Source organism: Streptomyces sp. cmx-18-6 (assembly GCF_046548915.1).
Lineage (GTDB): Bacteria > Actinomycetota > Actinomycetes > Streptomycetales > Streptomycetaceae > Streptomyces.
Map to the genome: position 1 here is coordinate 575747 of NZ_JAEBEP010000001.1, position 17447 is coordinate 593193.

16 protein-coding genes and 2 tRNA genes are annotated in these 17447 nt (G+C 71.9%); 2 read left to right on the forward strand and 16 right to left on the reverse strand.

Features of this window, described 5'->3' with window-relative positions; translation table 11 throughout:
* Window positions 1-49 precede the first annotated feature (49 nt).
* The 3 genes from ACLJPL_RS02650 to ACLJPL_RS02660 all read right to left on the reverse strand — a co-directional run bounded on the left by ACLJPL_RS02650 (window position 50) and on the right by ACLJPL_RS02660 (window position 2154).
* Window positions 50-122: transfer RNA gene (locus ACLJPL_RS02650), tRNA-Ala, on the reverse strand.
* Window positions 123-253: 131 nt separating this feature from the next.
* On the reverse strand, window positions 254-487 hold the full coding sequence (locus ACLJPL_RS02655; protein WP_003969224.1) for a hypothetical protein: 234 nt from the start codon (window positions 485-487) through the stop codon (window positions 254-256).
* A gap of 275 nt (window positions 488-762) precedes the next feature.
* Complete coding sequence (locus ACLJPL_RS02660) at window positions 763-2154, reverse strand: MFS transporter (RefSeq protein WP_411079000.1); 1392 nt, start codon at window positions 2152-2154, stop codon at window positions 763-765.
* 260 nt (window positions 2155-2414) lie between these two features.
* Between ACLJPL_RS02660 and ACLJPL_RS02665 the strand changes: the two genes are divergently transcribed.
* Complete coding sequence (locus ACLJPL_RS02665) at window positions 2415-3302, forward strand: helix-turn-helix transcriptional regulator (protein ID WP_411079001.1); 888 nt, start codon at window positions 2415-2417, stop codon at window positions 3300-3302.
* A 60-nt stretch (window positions 3303-3362) separates the two neighbouring features.
* Here ACLJPL_RS02665 and ACLJPL_RS02670 read toward each other — a convergent pair.
* The 7 genes from ACLJPL_RS02670 to ACLJPL_RS02700 form a co-directional block, all read right to left on the reverse strand.
* Window positions 3363-3435 (reverse strand) — tRNA-Ala (locus tag ACLJPL_RS02670).
* Window positions 3436-3561: 126 nt separating this feature from the next.
* Entirely contained in the window at window positions 3562-4215 is a 654-nt protein-coding gene (locus ACLJPL_RS02675; RefSeq protein WP_411079447.1) for a histidine phosphatase family protein, read from the reverse strand.
* Entirely contained in the window at window positions 4212-4643 is a 432-nt protein-coding gene (gene rsfS / locus ACLJPL_RS02680) for a ribosome silencing factor (RefSeq protein ID WP_384633000.1), read from the reverse strand. The genes ACLJPL_RS02675 and rsfS overlap by 4 nt, the downstream gene beginning before the upstream one ends.
* A 196-nt stretch (window positions 4644-4839) precedes the next feature.
* Window positions 4840-6699: a LytR C-terminal domain-containing protein gene (locus ACLJPL_RS02685; protein ID WP_411079002.1), complete on the reverse strand. Its 1860-nt coding sequence runs from the start codon at window positions 6697-6699 to the stop codon at window positions 4840-4842.
* 19 nt (window positions 6700-6718) lie between these two features.
* Window positions 6719-7336 (reverse strand): nicotinate-nucleotide adenylyltransferase, encoded by a 618-nt coding sequence (gene nadD / locus ACLJPL_RS02690; RefSeq protein WP_411079003.1) that lies wholly within the window; start codon window positions 7334-7336, stop codon window positions 6719-6721.
* Window positions 7337-7374: 38 nt separating this feature from the next.
* A complete protein-coding gene (locus tag ACLJPL_RS02695; RefSeq protein WP_363199495.1) occupies window positions 7375-7536 on the reverse strand; it encodes a hypothetical protein in 162 nt (53 codons plus the stop codon).
* An 83-nt stretch (window positions 7537-7619) separates the two neighbouring features.
* On the reverse strand, window positions 7620-7772 hold the full coding sequence (locus tag ACLJPL_RS02700) for a hypothetical protein (protein ID WP_411079004.1): 153 nt from the start codon (window positions 7770-7772) through the stop codon (window positions 7620-7622).
* A gap of 111 nt (window positions 7773-7883) precedes the next feature.
* Here ACLJPL_RS02700 and ACLJPL_RS02705 point away from each other — a divergent pair, with 111 nt between their 5' ends.
* Window positions 7884-9071, forward strand: a complete 1188-nt coding sequence (locus ACLJPL_RS02705) for a M48 family metallopeptidase (protein WP_411079005.1) — start codon at window positions 7884-7886, stop codon at window positions 9069-9071.
* On the opposite strand, the gene ACLJPL_RS02710 is transcribed toward ACLJPL_RS02705, so the two are convergent.
* The 6 genes from ACLJPL_RS02710 to ACLJPL_RS02735 all read right to left on the reverse strand — a co-directional run bounded on the left by ACLJPL_RS02710 (window position 9004) and on the right by ACLJPL_RS02735 (window position 17327).
* Window positions 9004-10140, reverse strand: coding sequence for a hypothetical protein (locus tag ACLJPL_RS02710; RefSeq protein ID WP_411079006.1), 1137 nt, complete (start codon window positions 10138-10140; stop codon window positions 9004-9006). The two genes, ACLJPL_RS02705 and ACLJPL_RS02710, sit on opposite strands and share 68 nt — an antisense overlap.
* A gap of 273 nt (window positions 10141-10413) precedes the next feature.
* Window positions 10414-11001, reverse strand: a complete 588-nt coding sequence (locus ACLJPL_RS02715) for a hypothetical protein (RefSeq protein ID WP_411079007.1) — start codon at window positions 10999-11001, stop codon at window positions 10414-10416.
* A 191-nt stretch (window positions 11002-11192) separates the two neighbouring features.
* On the reverse strand, window positions 11193-12476 hold the full coding sequence (locus tag ACLJPL_RS02720) for a glutamate-5-semialdehyde dehydrogenase (RefSeq protein ID WP_411079008.1): 1284 nt from the start codon (window positions 12474-12476) through the stop codon (window positions 11193-11195).
* Window positions 12477-12607: 131 nt separating this feature from the next.
* A complete protein-coding gene (locus ACLJPL_RS02725; RefSeq protein WP_411079009.1) occupies window positions 12608-13099 on the reverse strand; it encodes a hypothetical protein in 492 nt (163 codons plus the stop codon).
* Window positions 13100-13227: 128 nt separating this feature from the next.
* Window positions 13228-14346: a glutamate 5-kinase gene (gene proB, locus ACLJPL_RS02730; protein WP_411079010.1), complete on the reverse strand. Its 1119-nt coding sequence runs from the start codon at window positions 14344-14346 to the stop codon at window positions 13228-13230.
* Between the two features lie 212 nt (window positions 14347-14558).
* Entirely contained in the window at window positions 14559-17327 is a 2769-nt protein-coding gene (locus ACLJPL_RS02735; RefSeq protein ID WP_411079011.1) for a CDP-glycerol glycerophosphotransferase family protein, read from the reverse strand.
* Window positions 17328-17447: the final 120 nt, after the last annotated feature.

Sequence of the window (17447 nt, forward strand, 5' to 3'; positions counted from 1 at the left end):
AGAAGCGGGCCACCCGATCCGGGTGGCCCGCTTCTTCACTGCTTCACTGTGGAGCTAAGGAGAATTGAACTCCTGACCTCCTGCATGCCATGCAGGCGCTCTACCAACTGAGCTATAGCCCCTCGCCGCGCGCCGCCCGGTTTCCCTTGGCGACATCGAGAACATTACACGGTCCCCCCGGTGCTTCACCAAATCGTTTCCGATCTGCACCTTGTGCCCGAATCGTCACCAGCGTGGAGTCTTCAGTCGCAGGTCAGGCGGTTGCGAAGGAGTAGAAGCGCTTGAGCGTGCAGTGCTCCTCCAGGAGCCGTCCGTAGATCGGCTCCCCCTCAAGCTCCCGATAGGTCTCGATGGGGTCGCCTTTTATGATCAGCGCCCGTGCGCATTCCTCGCACCAGTACTGGTACTCCGCGTTGACCGGGTCCATGTCCCTGACGATGGGCGTACCGCTGCCGCACCAGTCGCACTTACGCCTGTGTGCACCCATCAGTCAGCTCCAACTGTGGCCGCAGGCCGTGCACACGTAGGAGACCCCTCCGTTGTCCCCCAGCATCTGGGCGACATGGGACGAACCGCAGGACGGACAGCCGAGACGGGATCGTTCTTCGGACCTTGGATCTTCGGACCTCACGGAGCCGGGGAACGGAGCGGCGACAAGGGGCAGGTCGGGGACGTCTTCGCGACTCGCAGGCATCGCGCTCCCTCCCGATCGGTCCGTCGCCCCCTCCGGCGCTCCGATTCTGCCATGACCCCGCAAGGGGGTCAGCCCGCTCGGGGCCCCTCGCCGCTCCGACGCCTCCCCAGCCCCGTGGCCGCACCCGCGATTGCCGTCGCCACGAGAGCCGCCGCGCAGGCCGCCAGGGCACGGGCGGAGGCGTCCGCCCCCGCCCCGTCGAGGCGTTCGAGGTAGAGCGTTCCGAAGGTGGCGACGCCGATCAGCTGGCCGAGCTGGGTAACGGTCACCAGGACGCCGCTCGCGTCGGCGGCGTCCTCGGGGCGTACGGTCGCCAGGGCTTCGGTGAGGGTGGGGCTGAAGCCGATGGCCAGCCCAACCCCCCATACGGCGAACACCGCGTGCAGGACCGGGCCCCCGTCGGAACCGTCCCTCAGCAGCAGGCCGACAGCGGCCGTGGCCAGCGCCACCAGCAGGAACCCCGCCGGTACGAGGACCTTGCGCAGCGCGGCGGGCCACCGGCCCCAGGTCATGGCGACCACACCGAAGGTCAACGCGCTGGAGCCGAACATCAGCCCGGTACGCAGTGCCGAGTGCCCGAGGCCCCCTTGGAGGTGCAGCGTCGCCGCGAAGAGGAACCCGGCGTTGAGCGCCATGATCAGCGCGATGCGCAGCGCGGCGCGGGCCAGGCCCGGGATCCGGAGCACGCGGGGCGCGATCAGCGGGGCACCGCCCCGCGCCGCCAACCGCCCCTCGTACGCCACGAATCCCGCCAGGACGACCGCGGAACCGGCCAGGCAGGCCCAGAACCACAGCGACCGGCCCAGCTCGTGCCCGAGGACGAGCGGCACGGTGAGCAGGGTGACGGCCGTGGCGAGCAGCACCGTACCCGGCAGATCGAGCCCACGGCCTCGGGCCCGCACCCGGGACTCCGCCGTACGCGGTTCGCGCGGCAGGAGACGGGAGCCCAGCACCAACAGGACGATGCCGACCGGGACGTTGACCAGGAAGACGGGACGCCAGCTCATGCCGAACAGGTCGGCGCTCACCAGGACACCGCCCACCACCTGCCCGGCGGCCGCACCCACGGCGAGCACGGCGGCATAGGCGCCCAGCGCCCGGGCCCGGGCCCGGCCGGTGAAGTGGTGCTGGATCAGGCTGAGCACCTGCGGGATCATCACCGCCGCGCCCGCGCCCTGGAGCAGCCGGAAGGCGATCAGCTGGCCGGTTCCCGCGGCGAGCCCGCAGGCGAGCGAGGCCGCGGTGAACAGGGCGAGCCCGGCCAGATGGGCGCGTCCGTGCCCGAACAGGCCGCCGAGCCGCGCGCCGGTGATGAGCAGGACGGCGTACGCGACGGTGTATCCGGCCACGACGAGCTGCAACCCGGCCCCTGACGTACCGAGTTCGCCTCGGATCGTGGGTGCGGCGACGTTGACGATGAAGGTGTCGAGGAGGGCCATGAACTGGGCGGCGAGCACCACGACGAGCAGCCGCCGGGCTCGCTTGTCAGTGGCGCGGTCTTTACTGGACGCAGGAGGCTTCGGTGCCTTTGCGGTGCTGCCGGTCGGCGGAGCGGTGGCACCGGCCCGTATCGGTGGGGTCGTCGATGTCGGTGTCGGTGGGGGCGTCGAGGTCATGGTCCGACCTTGAGCCCGTTCGGATACGGGTAACGAGAGCCCGCCGATACTGGTACCGGCAGCACCTGGCAACTGCACGACGCCGCACCGACGATGGAGGAGTGATGACGGCGACGACGACACCCCATGAGCCGCTCCCTGCCGCGCCGGCACCTCGTGGACGGCGACGCCGACCGGAGCTGGCGGCCTTTCTGCGCAGTCGCCGGGCCCGCGTGACGCCCGCCGACGTGGGGATGGCCCCCGGTCTGCGGCGACGTACGCCAGGGCTGCGCCGCGAGGAGGTCGCCCAGCTCTCGGGGGTCGGGATCACCTGGTACACCTGGCTGGAACAGGGACGCCCCATCAACGCGTCGCGGCAGGTCCTGGACGCCGTGGCGCGCACCCTGCGGCTGGATCCGGCGGAGCGGGAGCACCTCTATCAACTGGCCGATGTGGCGTTCGTGCCCGACGGACAGGGCGGCCCGGTCGAGATCGATGCGGAGATCCAGGGAATCATCGACGCGCTCGATCCGCACCCCGCCGTCGTCTACAACGCCCGATACGACATCCTGGCCACGAATCCCGCCTACCGCGACCTGTTCGCGGTGGCCGGCAGCCCGGTCTCCGGCGTCGCCAACGCGCTGTGGGAGCTCTTCGTCGCGGACGAGGAGTCCTGCCCGCTCGTCCACCGGGAGCAGGAGCTGCCCGTCATGGTGGCGACTCTGCGGGCGGCCTACGGCGGCCATGCGGGCGAGCCGGCCTGGGAGTCGTTCGTGACGGGGCTCTCGGCTGCGAGCCCGCACTTCGCCCGGCTGTGGAGGAGCGGGGACGTGATTCCGCCGGGCCCTCGGGTCAAGGTGTTCAAGCACCGTGCGGTGACCGGCGAGATACGGATGACGTCGGTGTCGCTGTCCGTCAACGGGATGCCCGGGTGCCGGATCGTCGCGTACACCCCGGCGGACACGGCCAGCGGTGAACGGGTCGCCGCGCTGCGCCGCCGACGTACGCCCTGAAGGCCGGCTAGGGGCGTACGCAGAGGATCCCGCCCCCAGCCGGGGACGGGATCCTGATTGTGGAGCTAAGGAGAATTGAACTCCTGACCTCCTGCATGCCATGCAGGCGCTCTACCAACTGAGCTATAGCCCCGCTGTCCGCTGTGTTTCCCTGCGTTTCCGCGCTGCGAACAAGAAGAACTTTAGCCTGCGACCTGCCGGAAAGTGAAATCCGGCCGGGGCCGCCCGGAGACGGCCGGGTGCGGCCCGAACAGAGGTCCTAGTCGTCGTCGCCGAGGACCGGCTCAGGGAGGGTGCCGGCGTTGTGCTCCAGCAGACGCCAGCCGCGCGCGCCCTCCCCGAGGACGGACCAGCAGCAGTTGGTCAGCCCGCCGAGTCCTTCCCAGTGGTGCGCCTCCAGCCCCAGCAGCCGGCCGATCGTCGTCCTGATCGTGCCGCCGTGGCTGACCACGACGAGCGTGCCGTTCGCGGGCAGCTTGTCGGCGTGCTCCAGGACGACCGGTGCGGCCCGGTCGGCGACCTCGGTCTCCAGCTCGCCGCCGCCCCGGCGCACGGGCTCGCCGCGCTTCCATGCGGCGTACTGCTCGCCGTACCGCTCGACGATCTCCTCGTGCGTCAGGCCCTGCCAGGCGCCCGCGTACGTCTCGCGCAGTGCGGCGTCATGGGCGACGGTGAGGCCGGTGACGGCCGCGAGCTCGGCGGCGGTGGCCGCCGCCCGCTGGAGGTCCGAGGCCACGACGGCGTCGGGCTTCAGCGAAGCGAGCAGCCGGGCGGCCCGGCGGGCCTGCCCGACGCCAGCCTCGGTGAGCTCGATGTCCGTGGAGCCCTGGAAGCGGCGCTCCAGGTTCCACGCCGTCTGACCGTGCCGCCAGAGGACGATTCTGCGGCCCCTGCCGCTGCTGCTGCCGTTCAGCTCTGGTCACCTTCCGTGCTGCCGTTGAGCTGCGCGTGCTCCTCGGCCTTGCCACGGGTCTTGACCGCGTCCTCGGGGAGGGCGATCTCCGGGCAGTCCTTCCACAGACGCTCGAGCGCGTAGAAGACGCGCTCCTCGCTGTGCTGGACGTGGACGACGATGTCGACGTAGTCGAGGAGGATCCAGCGGGCGTCGCGGTCGCCCTCGCGGCGCACCGGCTTGGCGCCGAGCTGCTTCTGGAGCTGCTCCTCGATCTCGTCGACGATCGACTTGACCTGGCGGTCGTTGGGGGCCGAGGCCAGCAGGAAGGCGTCGGTGATCGACAGCACGTCGCTGACGTCGTAGGCGATGATGTCGTGCGCGAGCCGGTCGGCGGCCGCCTGAGCGGCGGCGTTGATGAGCTCGATGGAGCGGTCCGTGGCGGTCACATGCAGGCTTTCGTCGGCGGTCGGATGCAACCTCTAGGGTCTCACGGACCGCCGACAGCCCTTCACTGCTCACCGCGCAGCGACTGACGGCCGCGTGAAGGGATGCGCGAGGGGCCGTACGAAGGGTCGTGGGAAGGGCCCCGCCGACCGGCGGCGACGCGCCGGTCGAGCGAGGCCCCCACGGGTGCTCGGCGATCTACTTGATCTTGTAGTTCCGGCCGAGGAGCGCGGACACGTCCGCGTTGGCGGCCGGCTCGCCCTTCTTCACCGCGTCGGCGGGCAGCCCCAGGGTCTTGGCGACCTCGGTGGCCTTCTCCTTGTCCTCGGCGGTGCGGTAGAGCACGACGGACGCCGCCTCGGCGTCGGCCCTGCCGTTGTTCACGAAGGCGTAGCCGCCGTTGACCAGCTTGATCCGCGCCGACTCCCCGGCGCTCTCGTTCCCGGTGGCGTTGCGGATGGCGACCCGGAGGGGCGCGCCCGCCTCGGGGGCCTTCACCGTGCCGCCGAGGATGTCCTTGACGACGCTTCGGGTGGCCGCGTCGGTGAGCGTGCCGTCGTCCTGGACCGGCAGCAGGGCCGTCTTGTAGTCGCCGATCTTGGCGCGCGAGGCCAGCCTGGCGAGCGAGGCCCCGAGGTCCTTCTCCGGCAGCGACGGATCCAGGACCTGCGCGAGCGTCTCCACGGTGACGGTCGCCGCCTTGGGGTCCTCCGAGACCTTGCGCAGCACCGCGCGCATGACCTCCCCGAACCGCGTCAGCTGCTTGGCCTCGGCCTCGCCGGGGGCGAGGTAGGTGGCGTACGCGACGGCCATCGGGCCGCTGAGCGTCTGCCCCTCCCCCTTCTTCACCAGGGGCGATGCGCCCTTCTTGGCGTCGGGCACATCGATGTCGGTGTCCATCTCGATGTTGCCGACCTGCTCGACGAGGATCTCCAGGTACGGGGTGTCCAGTCGCCAGGTACCGCTGATCCGGGTGCCCAGGAGGGCGTCGATCGACTCCCGGGTGCCGGTCCTGCCGTCGTCGTCGACGGACTTGCCGAGCGTGGTGGTGGTCCCGTCCTCGCCGGCGACGGCGAGGGAGTTCGGCAGCAGGACGGTGGTGCCCTGCTTGGTGGTGGCGTTGTCGACGAGCAGAGCCGTCGACGTTCCGCCCTTCTTGGTGTTGTGCAGGTGCACCACGATGACGTCACGCTGTTGCGCACCGGTGGCGGCGGTCTTCTTCTCCTCCGAGCCGGAGAGGCCGGGGAGCATGTCGGCCGTCCAGAGGTAGCCGACTCCGCCGCCGACCACGAGCACGGCGGCGACGATCAGCGCGATCATCCGGTTGCGGCCCTTGCGCCGCGCCTCCTCGCGCCGCTCGCTGCGGCTCTCTGTGAACTTCAGCCAGTCGATGACGTCTTCGGAGTCCTCGTCGGGCTCCTCGATGAACGAGAACTGCTCGGTGCGGTAGTCCGGGGCGGGGCCGCGCTGACCTGGGACGGCGGGGTCCGGTTCCGCGTCGGGCTCCCGCTCGCGAGCGGGCCGCGCGGCCGGCTGCGGGGCCTGCTCCGGTGCGGGGGCTGCGCCCTGCTGCGGAATGCTCCACTGCTGCCCGGTGTCCACGGAGGCGGTCGGCTGCTGTTGCTGCTGCTGCTGCCCGGGGGCGTAGCCGTAGTCGGTGTAGCCCCCGCCGTATCCGTAACCCTGGCCCTGGTCCTGTCCCTGGCCCGGACTGTGGCCCTGGTCCTGGCCGTAGCCCTGGGTGGTCCGGCCGTAGCCCCCGCCGTCCTGGCTGCCGTGGCCCTGCTGACCTGCGTAGGGGTCGTACTGATGCGACGGGGCCTGGGGCTGCTGCCGGCCCTGGCCGTACGGGTCGTACCCGTACCCGGCGTCCGGAACCTGGCCGTGCCCCTGGTTCTGGCCCTGCCCCTGATCCTGCTGGGTGCCGTAGGGGTCGTACTGCTGACCCTGCTGATGCCCCTGCTGCTGGTACACCGGCTGCCCGTACTCGTCGTAGCCGATGATCTGCGGCTGCTGGTAGTACGGGTCGTGGTCGTACGGGTTCTGTCGGTCGTTCACCGGTGCCCCTCTCCGTGGCTCAGTCGCCGCGGTACAGCTGGCGCTTGTCGATGTAGCGGACCACGCCGTCCGGCACCAGGTACCAGACCGGCTCCCCCTGCGCGACCCTCTCACGGCAGTCCGTGGACGAGATCGCCAGCGCGGGCACCTCCACGAGGGAGACCCCGCCCTCGGGCAGTCCGTCGTCCGTGAGCACGTGACCCGGCCGGGTCACACCGATGAAGTGGGAGAGCGAGAACAGCTCCTCCGCGTCGCGCCAGGTGAGAATCTGGGAGAGCGCGTCGGCGCCGGTGATGAAGAAGAGGTCCGCGTCGCCGTGGACCTCACGCAGGTCCCGCAGCGTATCGATGGTGTACGTCGGTCCGCCACGGTCGATGTCACTGCGGCTGACCGAGAACTGCGGGTTGGACGCGGTGGCGATGACCGTCATCAGATAGCGGTCCTCGGCCGGGGAGACCTTCTTGTGGCTCTTCTGCCACGGCTGCCCGGTCGGGACGAAGACGACCTCGTCGAGATGGAACTGGGCGGCCACTTCACTGGCCGCCACCAGGTGTCCATGGTGGATCGGGTCGAAGGTCCCGCCCATGACGCCGATCCGGCGTTCGGCGGGGCCGGTAGGCACTTCCTGCTCTCCCATGCGTGCAGAGCCTACTGGCACAGCTGTACGCCTCTGCCTCAGCGGTCGCGGTTGAAGCGGGTGGTGACCCAGAGCAGGAACATCAGCGCGAGAAAGGCCAGGCCGCCGACGAGGTAGGGGTTGAGGCTTTCGTGGTTGCCGCCGCCCTCGCCTCCGGATGCGAGGGTGACCAGCTCGTGTGCGGTGCTCGTAAGGCTCATCTTCGGCAGGACCTATCGATCGTGAGTCGGAAGGAGACGTCGGGCACATCGTATGCGGGAGCCTCGGGCACGCTCACGCCGACTCAGTCGTTGTCATCGTCGTTGCGGTATCCACGCAGCAGGAACCAGGCGAGCAGCACCGCTCCGACGATCGAGACCAGCAGCACGATCCGGAGGGTGTCCCCCGGTCCCTGTTCCTTGGTCACGGCGGCGAGCAGTACGGCGGTGTGCGGCATTTCGGGCGCTCCTCAAAGTTATCCACAGCCCCCCGCACACCGTAGCGCCAGCGCATACGCTGGCTTTTGTCCGGGGGACGAGCAACGTCTCGTACGAACAGGGGGCCACCCATGACCGACCGCAGTCACGAGAACGTGCCGAGCAGGGCGCGCAGGCGATTCCCCGGGATTTCCTCCCGGGCATACGAGCACCCGGCGGACCGCTCGGCCCTGGTGGCCCTGCGCAGGCTGACCGGTTTCGACACCGTGTTCAAGGCGCTCAGCGGGCTGCTCCCGGAGCGCAGCCTGCGGCTGCTCTTCCTCTCCGACTCCGTACGGGTGAGCGAGGCGCAGTTCGTCCACCTCAACGACATGCTGCGCGACGCGTGTTACATCCTGGACCTGGAGAAGGTCCCGCCGATGTACGTGAAGCAGGACCCGCAGCCCAACGCCATGTGCATCGGGCTGGACGAGCCGATCATCGTGGTCACCACCGGCCTGGTCGAGCTGCTCGACGAGGAGGAGATGCGGGCGGTGGTGGGCCACGAGGTGGGCCACGCGCTCTCCGGCCACTCGGTGTACCGGACGATACTGCTGTTCCTGACCAACCTGGCCGTGAAGGTCGCCTGGATCCCGCTGGGGAACGTGGCGATCATGGCGATAGTGACGGCGCTGCGCGAGTGGTTCCGCAAGTCGGAGCTCTCCGCCGACCGGGCCGGGCTGCTGGTGGGCCAGGACATCCGGGCCTCGATGCGCGGTCTGATGAAGATCGCCGGGGGCAACCACCTCCACGAGATGAACGTGGACGCCTTCCTCGCCCAGGCCGACGAGTACGAGAAGGGCGGGGATCTGCGCGACTCCGTCCTGAAGATCCTCAATGTGCTGCCCCGGACGCACCCCTTCACCACGGTGCGGGCCGCCGAGCTGAAGAAGTGGTCGGAGACCCGCGACTACCAGCGGATCATGGACGGCCACTACCCGCGGCGCGACGAGGACAAGGACGCCTCGGTGTCGGACTCGTTCCGGGAGTCGGCCTCGCACTACGCCGACACCGTGCGTACGAGCAAGGACCCGCTGATGAAGCTGGTCGGTGACATCGCCGGGGGCGCGGGGGACCTCGGCGGCAAGCTGCGCGACAAGTTCACCGGCGGTGGCGCGGGAGGCGCGAAGGGCGGTGCGCAGGGTCCGGCCGGCGCGGGCGGTCCCGCCGCGGGCGGTTCTTCCGCGAATGGTTCGTCCTCGGGCGGTTCCGCTACGGACGGGGACGGGGGCTCTGAGGGGTCGCAGGGGCCTGAGGAGGGGCCCCGGGGGGCGCAGTAGGGTCGCCGCCGGGGCGCGCCAGGGTCCCGCAGAGTGCCGACGTGGGCCGGCCCGTGGCGTACGGGTCGGTGGCCGCGGGGCCCCGGTCGTCCGCCCGCTCCCCCGCCAGGAGCGGGCGCAGCGTCCCCGTCGCGTCGGCCGAGCAGGACTGCGGCCCGGCCTGTACGTGGGCGGTGCGCACCTCCAGGCGGTGCAGCCGCAGGTCCTCCCGGTCGAAGCGGAAGTGCAGCTCGCGCCGGACGGTGAACAGCGAGGCCCCGTCCGCCCGGTGCGGTCCCTTCGCCGGGCGCAGGGCGTAGGTGAAGGTGTGGTCCGAGACGACCTCCAGGGTGCTGGCCGCCTCCTCCGCGTAGGAGAGGGTGCCCTGGACCCGGACCCGTGGGTCGGCGAGCTCCACCTCGGCCGGGTCGAAGCGCACCAGCCAGCCGATGGCGGCGTGGCGACCGTCGTCGGCGGGGCCGGTCAGCGACTGTTCGAACTGGCCCCGCTGGTCGGGGTCGAGGAGTTGCTCGACGGGCCGGCGGACCTGGCCGGTGAGGACGTCGGGGTTGAGCGAGGACTCCACCAGATAGTCCTTGACCGTGGCGAGGGCGGTGGTGATCTGGCTGTCCGAGAAGTTCTGCGTGCGTCGCACGGCGGGGAAGTTGATGCCCTCCGCACCGACCCGGAAGCCGGAGACCGGGGCGGTCCGGTAGAGCCGCTCGGGTGATCCGGCGGGCACGACGCCCCGCGGGGCGAGGGGCACCACGGTGGTCCGCAGCGGTTCGGCCCGCCGGGTGACGGGCTGCGGGTAGGGGTTGCGGAAGCCGATGTAGACGGCCAGGGCGAAGGCCAGGGCGATGAGGACGACCAGCGCGACGGCGGCCCGGGAGTTGTGGCGGGGCGGGGCCGCCGGCGGGGGCAGCGTCCGCACGGCGCGGGCGGGCTCGCCCATCCGCTCCTGGGCCGAGAACTCCTGCACGCGGGCACCCCGGACGAACGATTCGTCGAACACGAGCGAGCGGTACTCGTCCTCGCCGCCCTCGGGATTCTCGGGCGGGCCGTCCGGCGGTTCTGAGCGGCCTGTCATGACTTCTCTCCCGATCTCCGCACCACCGGTCTGCTCGGTGCGCAACGGTCTGCTTCGGCCGTCGGGCGTCCGGCAGCGAGAAGCCCCCCGGGAAGCGAGGGGTCATATCTTCAGAGTAGGTCGATCGGCGCGTACGTAAACGCGGAGAGCGGCCAGAAGTGCCGGTACGCGTGACCGCCGGACGGGTGACGGTCCGGGTCCGAAGGGGGCCCTGGGTCCGAAGGGAGGACAGGGGTTTCTGGGGCTGACGTGCGACGGCCCCGGTGCGGGGTCTCAGGGGACGCGGGGTGTGGCGGAGACCGCCGGGCGGGGGTGGCCGGCGGAGGCCGTGGGGACCGCCCCGGGCTTGTCCACCCCGCTGGTCGCCGGCGGCGGGGCCTGGTCCTGGCGGTGGGCCGAGGCCCGGTAGACGGCGCTGAAGGCGAGGGCGACCATCCCGACGCCCATCACCATGGCCAGCAGCCAGGCGACCGGCCGGTGCCAGCGCCCGGAGCTCCGGTAGGGCCACAGAGCGCCGCCGTGTCGCCCGTAGGCGGCCGGGCGGGGCTGGTCGTCCTCGTAGTCGTCGTCCGGGTCGTAGTCGAGGTCCTGCGGATCGTGGACCCGGGAGCGTCCGCCGGGGCCGTGCTCGTCGTAGAAGTCGTCAACGCGGCGGCTGCGCCGGGCCCGGGCCGCTTCGGCCTGCGCGCGGGCCTCCGCCGCGGCGAGCAGACGCTCCACGGCGGTGGGTTCATGGACGGGCGCCGCCCGGACGAAGTCCTCGTCGAACACCACGGAGGCGAAGTCCTCGTCCGCGCCCCCGCGGTCGTCGTCGGGCTCCCAGCCGTCCGGGAACGGCTTGCCCCCCACGTCGTCCGGCACGGATTCAGCGTAGCCGCGCCCGGACCTTTTCGGCAGGTGCTCCGCAAAGTCGCCCGGCGGGCGGGGAGGGGAACATGCGGACGGATCTTGACCCGTCCGCGTAAGCCGGCCCGGACGCCCCACCCGGCGTACGGACCGGGCGCGGCTCACGGGCGCGGCTGACGGGCGCTGTTACCGGGTGTGGCCGTCGCCTACCGGGTGTGGCCGTCGCCGGTGACGATGTACTTCGTCGAGGTCAGTTCCGGCAGTCCCATCGGGCCGCGGGCGTGCAGCTTCTGTGTGGAGATGCCGATCTCCGCGCCGAAGCCGAACTGTCCGCCGTCCGTGAAGCGCGTCGAGGCGTTGACGGCGACCGTGGTCGAGTCGACCAGCTGGGTGAACCGGCGGGCGGCCGCCTGAGAGGTGGTCACGATCGCCTCGGTGTGGCCGGACGACCAGAGGCGGATGTGCGCCACCGCCGCGTCCAGGGAGTCCACGACGGCCGCCGCGATGTCGTAGGAGAGGTACTCGGTCTCCCAGTCCTCCGTCGTCGCCGCGACCACGGTGGCCTTGGTGGATCCGGCGTGCGCGAGGACCTGCTCGTCGCCGTGCACGGTCACCCCGGCCTCGGCCAGCGCGTCCAGGGCGAGCGGCAGGAAGGCGTCCGCGACGTCCTTGTGGACGAGCAGGGTCTCGGCGGAGTTGCAGACGCTGGGCCGCTGGGCCTTGGAGTTGACCAGGATGTCCACCGCCATCGCCAGGTCCGTCTGCGCGTCGACGTACACGTGGCAGTTGCCGGTGCCGGTCTCGATGACGGGGACCGTGGACTCCTCGACGACCGTACGGATCAGGGACGCGCCGCCGCGCGGGATGAGGACGTCGACCAGGCCGCGGGCCCGCATCAGCTCCCGTACGGAGTCGCGGCTCTCGCCCGGGACGAGCTGCACCGCGTCGGCGGGCAGGCCCGAGCCGCCGACCGCGTCGCGCAGGACCCGGACCAGGGCGGTGTTGGAGGCGTACGCGGAGGAGGAGCCGCGCAGCAGGACCGCGTTGCCGGACTTCAGGCAGAGGGCGGCGGCGTCCACGGTGACGTTGGGGCGGGCCTCGTAGATGATGCCGACCACGCCGAGGGGGACGCGGACCTGGCGCAGGTCGATGCCGTTGGGCAGGGTCGAGCCGCGGACCACCTCGCCGACCGGGTCGGGCAGCGCGGCCACGTCCCGTACGTCGGCGGCGATGGCGCGGATGCGCTCGGGGGTGAGGGTGAGCCGGTCGATGACGCCCTCGCTCGTACCGGCCTCGCGGGCCCGCTCGACGTCCTGCGCGTTGGCCTCGACGATCTCGGCGGTCCGCACTTCGAGGGCGTCGGCGATGGCCAGCAGTGCGTCGTCCTTGGCCGCGCGCGGAAGTGGCGCGATATCTGCGGCGGCGGAACGGGCCCGGTAGGCGGTCTGCGCGACCGGCGAGAGGTTGTCGTAGGGCGAGAGCGTGGTCATGCCCGCAGAGTAATGCGCGCTCTGCGGGCATACGGCACGTATCCCGTGATGCGAGACGACCTACCCGAGGGACGGACGCCCGCCCCGGAGCCGGAGAAAGCGCCCCGGACCGGCCCTCGGATCCCCCGGGGTCAGTACGGGTGCACGCCCACCGGGGCGGCGGGCGGCGGCCCGTATCCCTCGGCGATGCGCTGGTGGTAGGTCTCACGGTCGATGACTTCGAGGCCGACGATCTTCCAGGGCGGGAGCCGGGCGCTGGAGCGGTGCTCGCCCCACAGCCGCAGCGCGACCGCGGCCGCGTCGTGCAGGTCGCGGGCCTCTTCCCAGTAGCGGATCTCCGCGTGGTCGTTGGCGTAGCGGCTGGTCAGCAGGAAGGGATGGTCGTGCGCGAGCTGTTCCAGGCCGCGTCTGATCTCGCCCAGCGGCGTCTCGTCCCCCGAGACGCTGAGGGTGATGTGCCACAGCTTCGACTGCTGGCGGTCCTCCTGCCGCTCCGTCGCCGGCTCCTGTTCGGCGGTGCCTTCCAGGGGCGGGTCCCGGTCGAAATCCGCCCCCGCTCCGACGCTCGTCAGGGCGCGGCTGCCCGTGCCTCGGGGCGACGCCCCCGGGCGCGCTCGTCTCACCGGCGGCCTCCTGTGATGTGTTGCTGTGCGGTACCCCTGCATCCCCGCTACAAAGTGGACCAGTCCACAGCCGGGCGTGGGGCGGTTTTGGTAAAGGTCCCTGCCCGATGGCAGGACTTTCAGCCGTTTCAGGTGGCGAGGCGGGGCGTGAGAATGACCAGATCGTCCCTGTGTACGACCTCGCGCTCGTAGGCCGGGCCGAGCTCCCGGGCCAGGTCCCGGGTGGAGCGGCCGAGCAGCTGGGGGATCTCCTTGGCGTCGAAGTTGACGAGTCCCCGGGCCACCGGCGTACCGCGCAGGTCGCGCAGTTCGACCGGGTCGCCGGCGCTGAACTCGCCCTCCACGGCGGAGATGCCGGCGGGCAGCAGCGAGGTGCGGCGCTCCACCACGGCCCGCACCGCGCCGTCGTCCAGGGTGAGCGCGCCCCGCGGGGTGGAGGCGTGGGCCAGCCACAGGAGCCGGTCGGCGGAGCGGCGGCCGGTGCGGTGGAAGTACGTGCCGGTGTCGCGGCCCGCGAGGGCGTCGGCGGCGCGGCTGGCGGAGGTGAGGACGACCGGGACCCCGGCGGCGGTGGCGATGCGGGCGGCCTCGACCTTGGTGACCATGCCGCCGGTGCCCACGCCCGCCTTCCCGGCGCTGCCGATGGTGACGCCCGCCAGGTCGTCGGGCCCGGCGACCTCGGAGATCCGGGAGGCGCCGGGGGTGCCGGGCGGGCCGTCGTACAGCCCGTCCACGTCGGAGAGCAGGACCAGCAGGTCGGCGTGGACGAGGTGGGCGACCAGGGCGGCGAGCCGGTCGTTGTCGCCGAAGCGGATCTCGTCGGTGGCGACGGTGTCGTTCTCGTTGACGACGGGGACCGCGCCCATCTCCAGGAGCTGGTCCAGGGTGCTGTACGCGTTGCGGTAGTGGGCGCGGCGGCTGGTGTCGTCGGCGGTGAGGAGCACCTGGCCGACGCGGACGCCGTAACGCGCGAACGAGGCGGTGTAGCGGGCCACCAGGAGGCCCTGGCCGACGCTGGCGGCGGCCTGCTGGCGTGCGAGGTCCTTGGGCCTGCGGACCAGGCCGAGCGGGGCGAGCCCGGCGGCGATCGCGCCGCTGGAGACGAGGACGATCTCGCGTTCGCCGCCGTCCCTGACCTTGGCGAGTACGTCGACGAGGGCGTCGACCCGGTCGGCGTCGAGGCCGCCGGACGCCGTGGTGAGCGAGGAGGAGCCGACCTTGACGACGATCCGGCGGGCGTCGGTCACGTCCGGCCGGTGCTCCGACGACCGGTGTTCCGACGGCCTCTGCTCTGACACGGTGCTGCCTCGCTCTGGTTCGCCGGGTGGTCGGTGGGGGCCGTGTGCCGCCGTACCCGGTGCCGCCGCGACCGCCCCCGGAACAGCACAGTACGCGAGCGGCCGCCCCGGCCGCCCGCCGATTCCGCCCGGTGGACGGCCCTGGGAGCGGCCGGGGCGGTTCAGTCCTGCCGCTCCTCCCGGATCGCGAGCATCCGGTCCACGACCCGGGCGGAGGCGCGCCCGTCCGAGGGCTCGCAGAAGTCGGCCCGGAACCGGTCGTACTTCTCCCGGTACTCCTCGCTCACCGCGTCGATGTCCCGGATCGCGGCGACCAGCTCCTCGGAGGTCTTGACCAGCGGTCCGGGGGCGCGGGCGGTGAAGTCGAAGCAGAAGCCGCGCAGGGTGTCGCGGTAGTGCTCCAGGTCGTACGTGAAGAAGAGCATCGGCCGCCCGGAGTGGGCGAAGTCGAACAGCACGGAGGAGTAGTCCGTGATGAGGACGTCGGCGATCAGGTAGAGGTCGGCGATGTCCGGGTAGTACGTGACGTCGTGCACGAACCCCTGGCCCGCGCCGGGGATGGAGTCGAGGACCTTGTGGTGCTTGCGGTAGAGCAGCACGTGGTCCTCGCCGAGCTCGCGCCGGGCGGCCTCGACGTCGATCCGGTTGTCCAGCTTGAAGCGGCGGCCGCCGTAGCGCTGGTCGTCGCGCCAGGTGGGCGCGTACAGGACGGCCTTCTTGCCGGCGGGGATGCCGAGCCTCTTCCGTACGGCCGTGGCGCGCTCGTCGCGGTCGGCGGCGTGGAAGACGTCGTTGCGCGGGTAGCCCGCCTCCAGCACCTCGCACTGGAGGCGGAAGGCGTGGGTCATGATCGGGGTGCTGAAGGCGTTCGGGGTGATGAACAGGCTGTACTGGCGCGAGCGTTGCGGAAGGCTCGCGATGTAGGCCAGGTTCGCCTTCGGGGTGCCGAGCAGGTCCGCGCCGACGCGTTTGAGCGGGGTGCCGTGCCAGGTCTGGACGACGACCTGGCCCTCACGGCGGACGAACCACTCGCGGAGGCCGCCGTTGGTGACGACGTACCGGCTGCGGGCCAGCGCCTCGTACCACTCCTCGCTGCCCCACTCGACGCCGCGCACGCCGGGCGGCAGGACGACCTGCTGGTCGTGGACCATCACGATGTGCTCGACGTCCGTGCCCCGGCGCTTGAGCTCCTCGTACACCGCGCGGGGCGAGTCGGAGAACTGCTTGCCGCCGAAGCTGTTGTAGAGCACGGCCTCGCGCAACGGCAGTTCGCGCTGCGCGGGGGTGTGGACCTCGCACATCAGGCGCTGGCGGTAGGCGCCGCGCAGCTCCGGGCGGAGGACCGGGCCGGACTCCACGAAGATCCGGTCGAAGTCGACGCGCTCCACGGTGTACGTGCGGTGCTCGCCCCGGTGGGAGAGCGGCAGCAGGGAGACCAGGTCGGGGCGGAGCGTGACGGGCAGGTCGCGGGTGTGGTCCCACTCGGTGCGCTCCCGCAGGCGCGGCATCCAGCGGCCGGCGCGCAGCGGCACGGTGCCGTCGTACGTGGGCATGGCGTCCGGGCGCAGGCGTGCGGTGAAGCGGCCGTCCGCGAACTCGGCGGGCAGCGGCCGGTCCTCGTGGCGGCCGGTGTGGCGCAGGACCATCGCCATCCGCTCGGCGGGCCCGGTGTAGGAGCCGGAGAGCACCAGTTCGCCGTCGTCGCTCCACTCGACGCGGTCGACGACCGGCTGGACGGTCCGCGCCTGGAGGGTGAAGTTCCCCGCGCCGTCCGTGACGACGGCGAGTTCGCGCCCGTCCGGCAGGGGGTGGACGCCGGTGCGCAGGTCCTCGCCGTTGGTGGCGCGGCGGGTGGCGCCGTCCGCGAAGACGATGAACACGCGGTATCTGCGGGGCCGGCCGGGGGCGACGCCGTCGACGGGGAGGGCGGTGAGGGGGAGACGGGCGGTGTGGCGGAGCCAGCCCTCGGAGCCGGTCCCGGCGTCCTGGAGCGGGAGGTCGGTGGTGAAGCCGCTCGGCTCGTGGTCGATCCGCAGCGCGGTGGGGCGCTTGGCGGCGGGGGCGGTGACGCGGGAGCGGAGGGTGACGGTGAGGGTGTCGCCGGCCGGCTCCTGGGCGACGACCTCGGCGGGCAGTACGTCGACGGTGAGCCGGAGCCGGTCGCGGTCGAAGCCGGCGACCAGGCGTACGCCGTCGTCGAGGACCCGGGTGAGGCTGTGCCCGGCGGCCCCCGCACTGTTCTTCATGACGGAGCCCACCGACATGCCGCCGGGGCGCGGGATGCCGATGCCCAGGCGCCAGACGCCCGGCTGCCACTGGCCCCGTACGCGCAGCCGGCCCGGGTCGACGCCGATCTCGAAGCCCGACCAGTCGTAGTTGTGCAGCGCGCCCTTGGCCTCGGCCGTGGCGCGCGGTTCGTGGACCGTGCGCAGGCGCAGCGGGAGGGTGGACCGGCTGCCCCGGCGGCGCAGCGCCGCGACGCGCAGGGAGCGCCTGCCGGTGGCGGAGGGGACGTTGGGGATGTAGGCGTAGCCGCGGACGAGGAGCTTGCCGTCCCGCCAGGCGAGGTCGAGGAGTTTGGCGCGTACGGGGAGTTCGCTGCGGTCGAAGGTGCGCACCGACGCGGGGAGCGAGGAGCCGGAGATGCCGGGCAGCTCGATGCGGGCGCGCCGCAGACCGCGTACGGAGAAGGCGCCCGGGTTCTCCCGCTCGTAGCGCAGCAGCTCCGCCAGTTCGTCGCCGCGCCCGCCGGCCGCCAGGTGCCACTTCACCCGGGCCAGCGGGGAGAACTGCCGGACGAGCTGGGGGGCGGCCCGGTCCAGGAAGTCCCTGGCGGCGCTATGGAAGGCGGGGCGCTCCTCGGCCGGGCTCTCCGGGAAGTACTTCATCAGCCGGCTGAGCTCTTCGGGGATCGCTTCGAGGGACGCCACGGGGAGGGCCTTTCCGGAAGGACGCACATGGGGTGAACCCCGGCGGAACGGGGTGCGAACGAGACAAGGACGCCATCTCGCTCAAGCCCGCATTATGGCGTCGCCCCGACCGCCTCCCGG

Excerpts from the sequence above, each read along its gene's own strand:
- ACLJPL_RS02695 (WP_363199495.1), bottom strand. The coding sequence starts at position 7,536 with ATGAGCCTTACGAGCACCGCACACGAGCTGGTCACCCTCGCATCCGGA.
- ACLJPL_RS02705 (WP_411079005.1), top strand. The coding sequence starts at position 7,884 with ATGACCGACCGCAGTCACGAGAACGTGCCGAGCAGGGCGCGCAGGCGA.
- ACLJPL_RS02700 (WP_411079004.1), bottom strand. The coding sequence starts at position 7,772 with ATGCCGCACACCGCCGTACTGCTCGCCGCCGTGACCAAGGAACAGGGA.
- ACLJPL_RS02665 (WP_411079001.1), top strand. The coding sequence starts at position 2,415 with ATGACGGCGACGACGACACCCCATGAGCCGCTCCCTGCCGCGCCGGCA.
- ACLJPL_RS02720 (WP_411079008.1), bottom strand. The coding sequence starts at position 12,476 with ATGACCACGCTCTCGCCCTACGACAACCTCTCGCCGGTCGCGCAGACC.
- ACLJPL_RS02655 (WP_003969224.1), bottom strand. The coding sequence starts at position 487 with ATGGGTGCACACAGGCGTAAGTGCGACTGGTGCGGCAGCGGTACGCCC.
- nadD (WP_411079003.1), bottom strand. The coding sequence starts at position 7,336 with ATGGGAGAGCAGGAAGTGCCTACCGGCCCCGCCGAACGCCGGATCGGC.
- ACLJPL_RS02710 (WP_411079006.1), bottom strand. The coding sequence starts at position 10,140 with ATGACAGGCCGCTCAGAACCGCCGGACGGCCCGCCCGAGAATCCCGAG.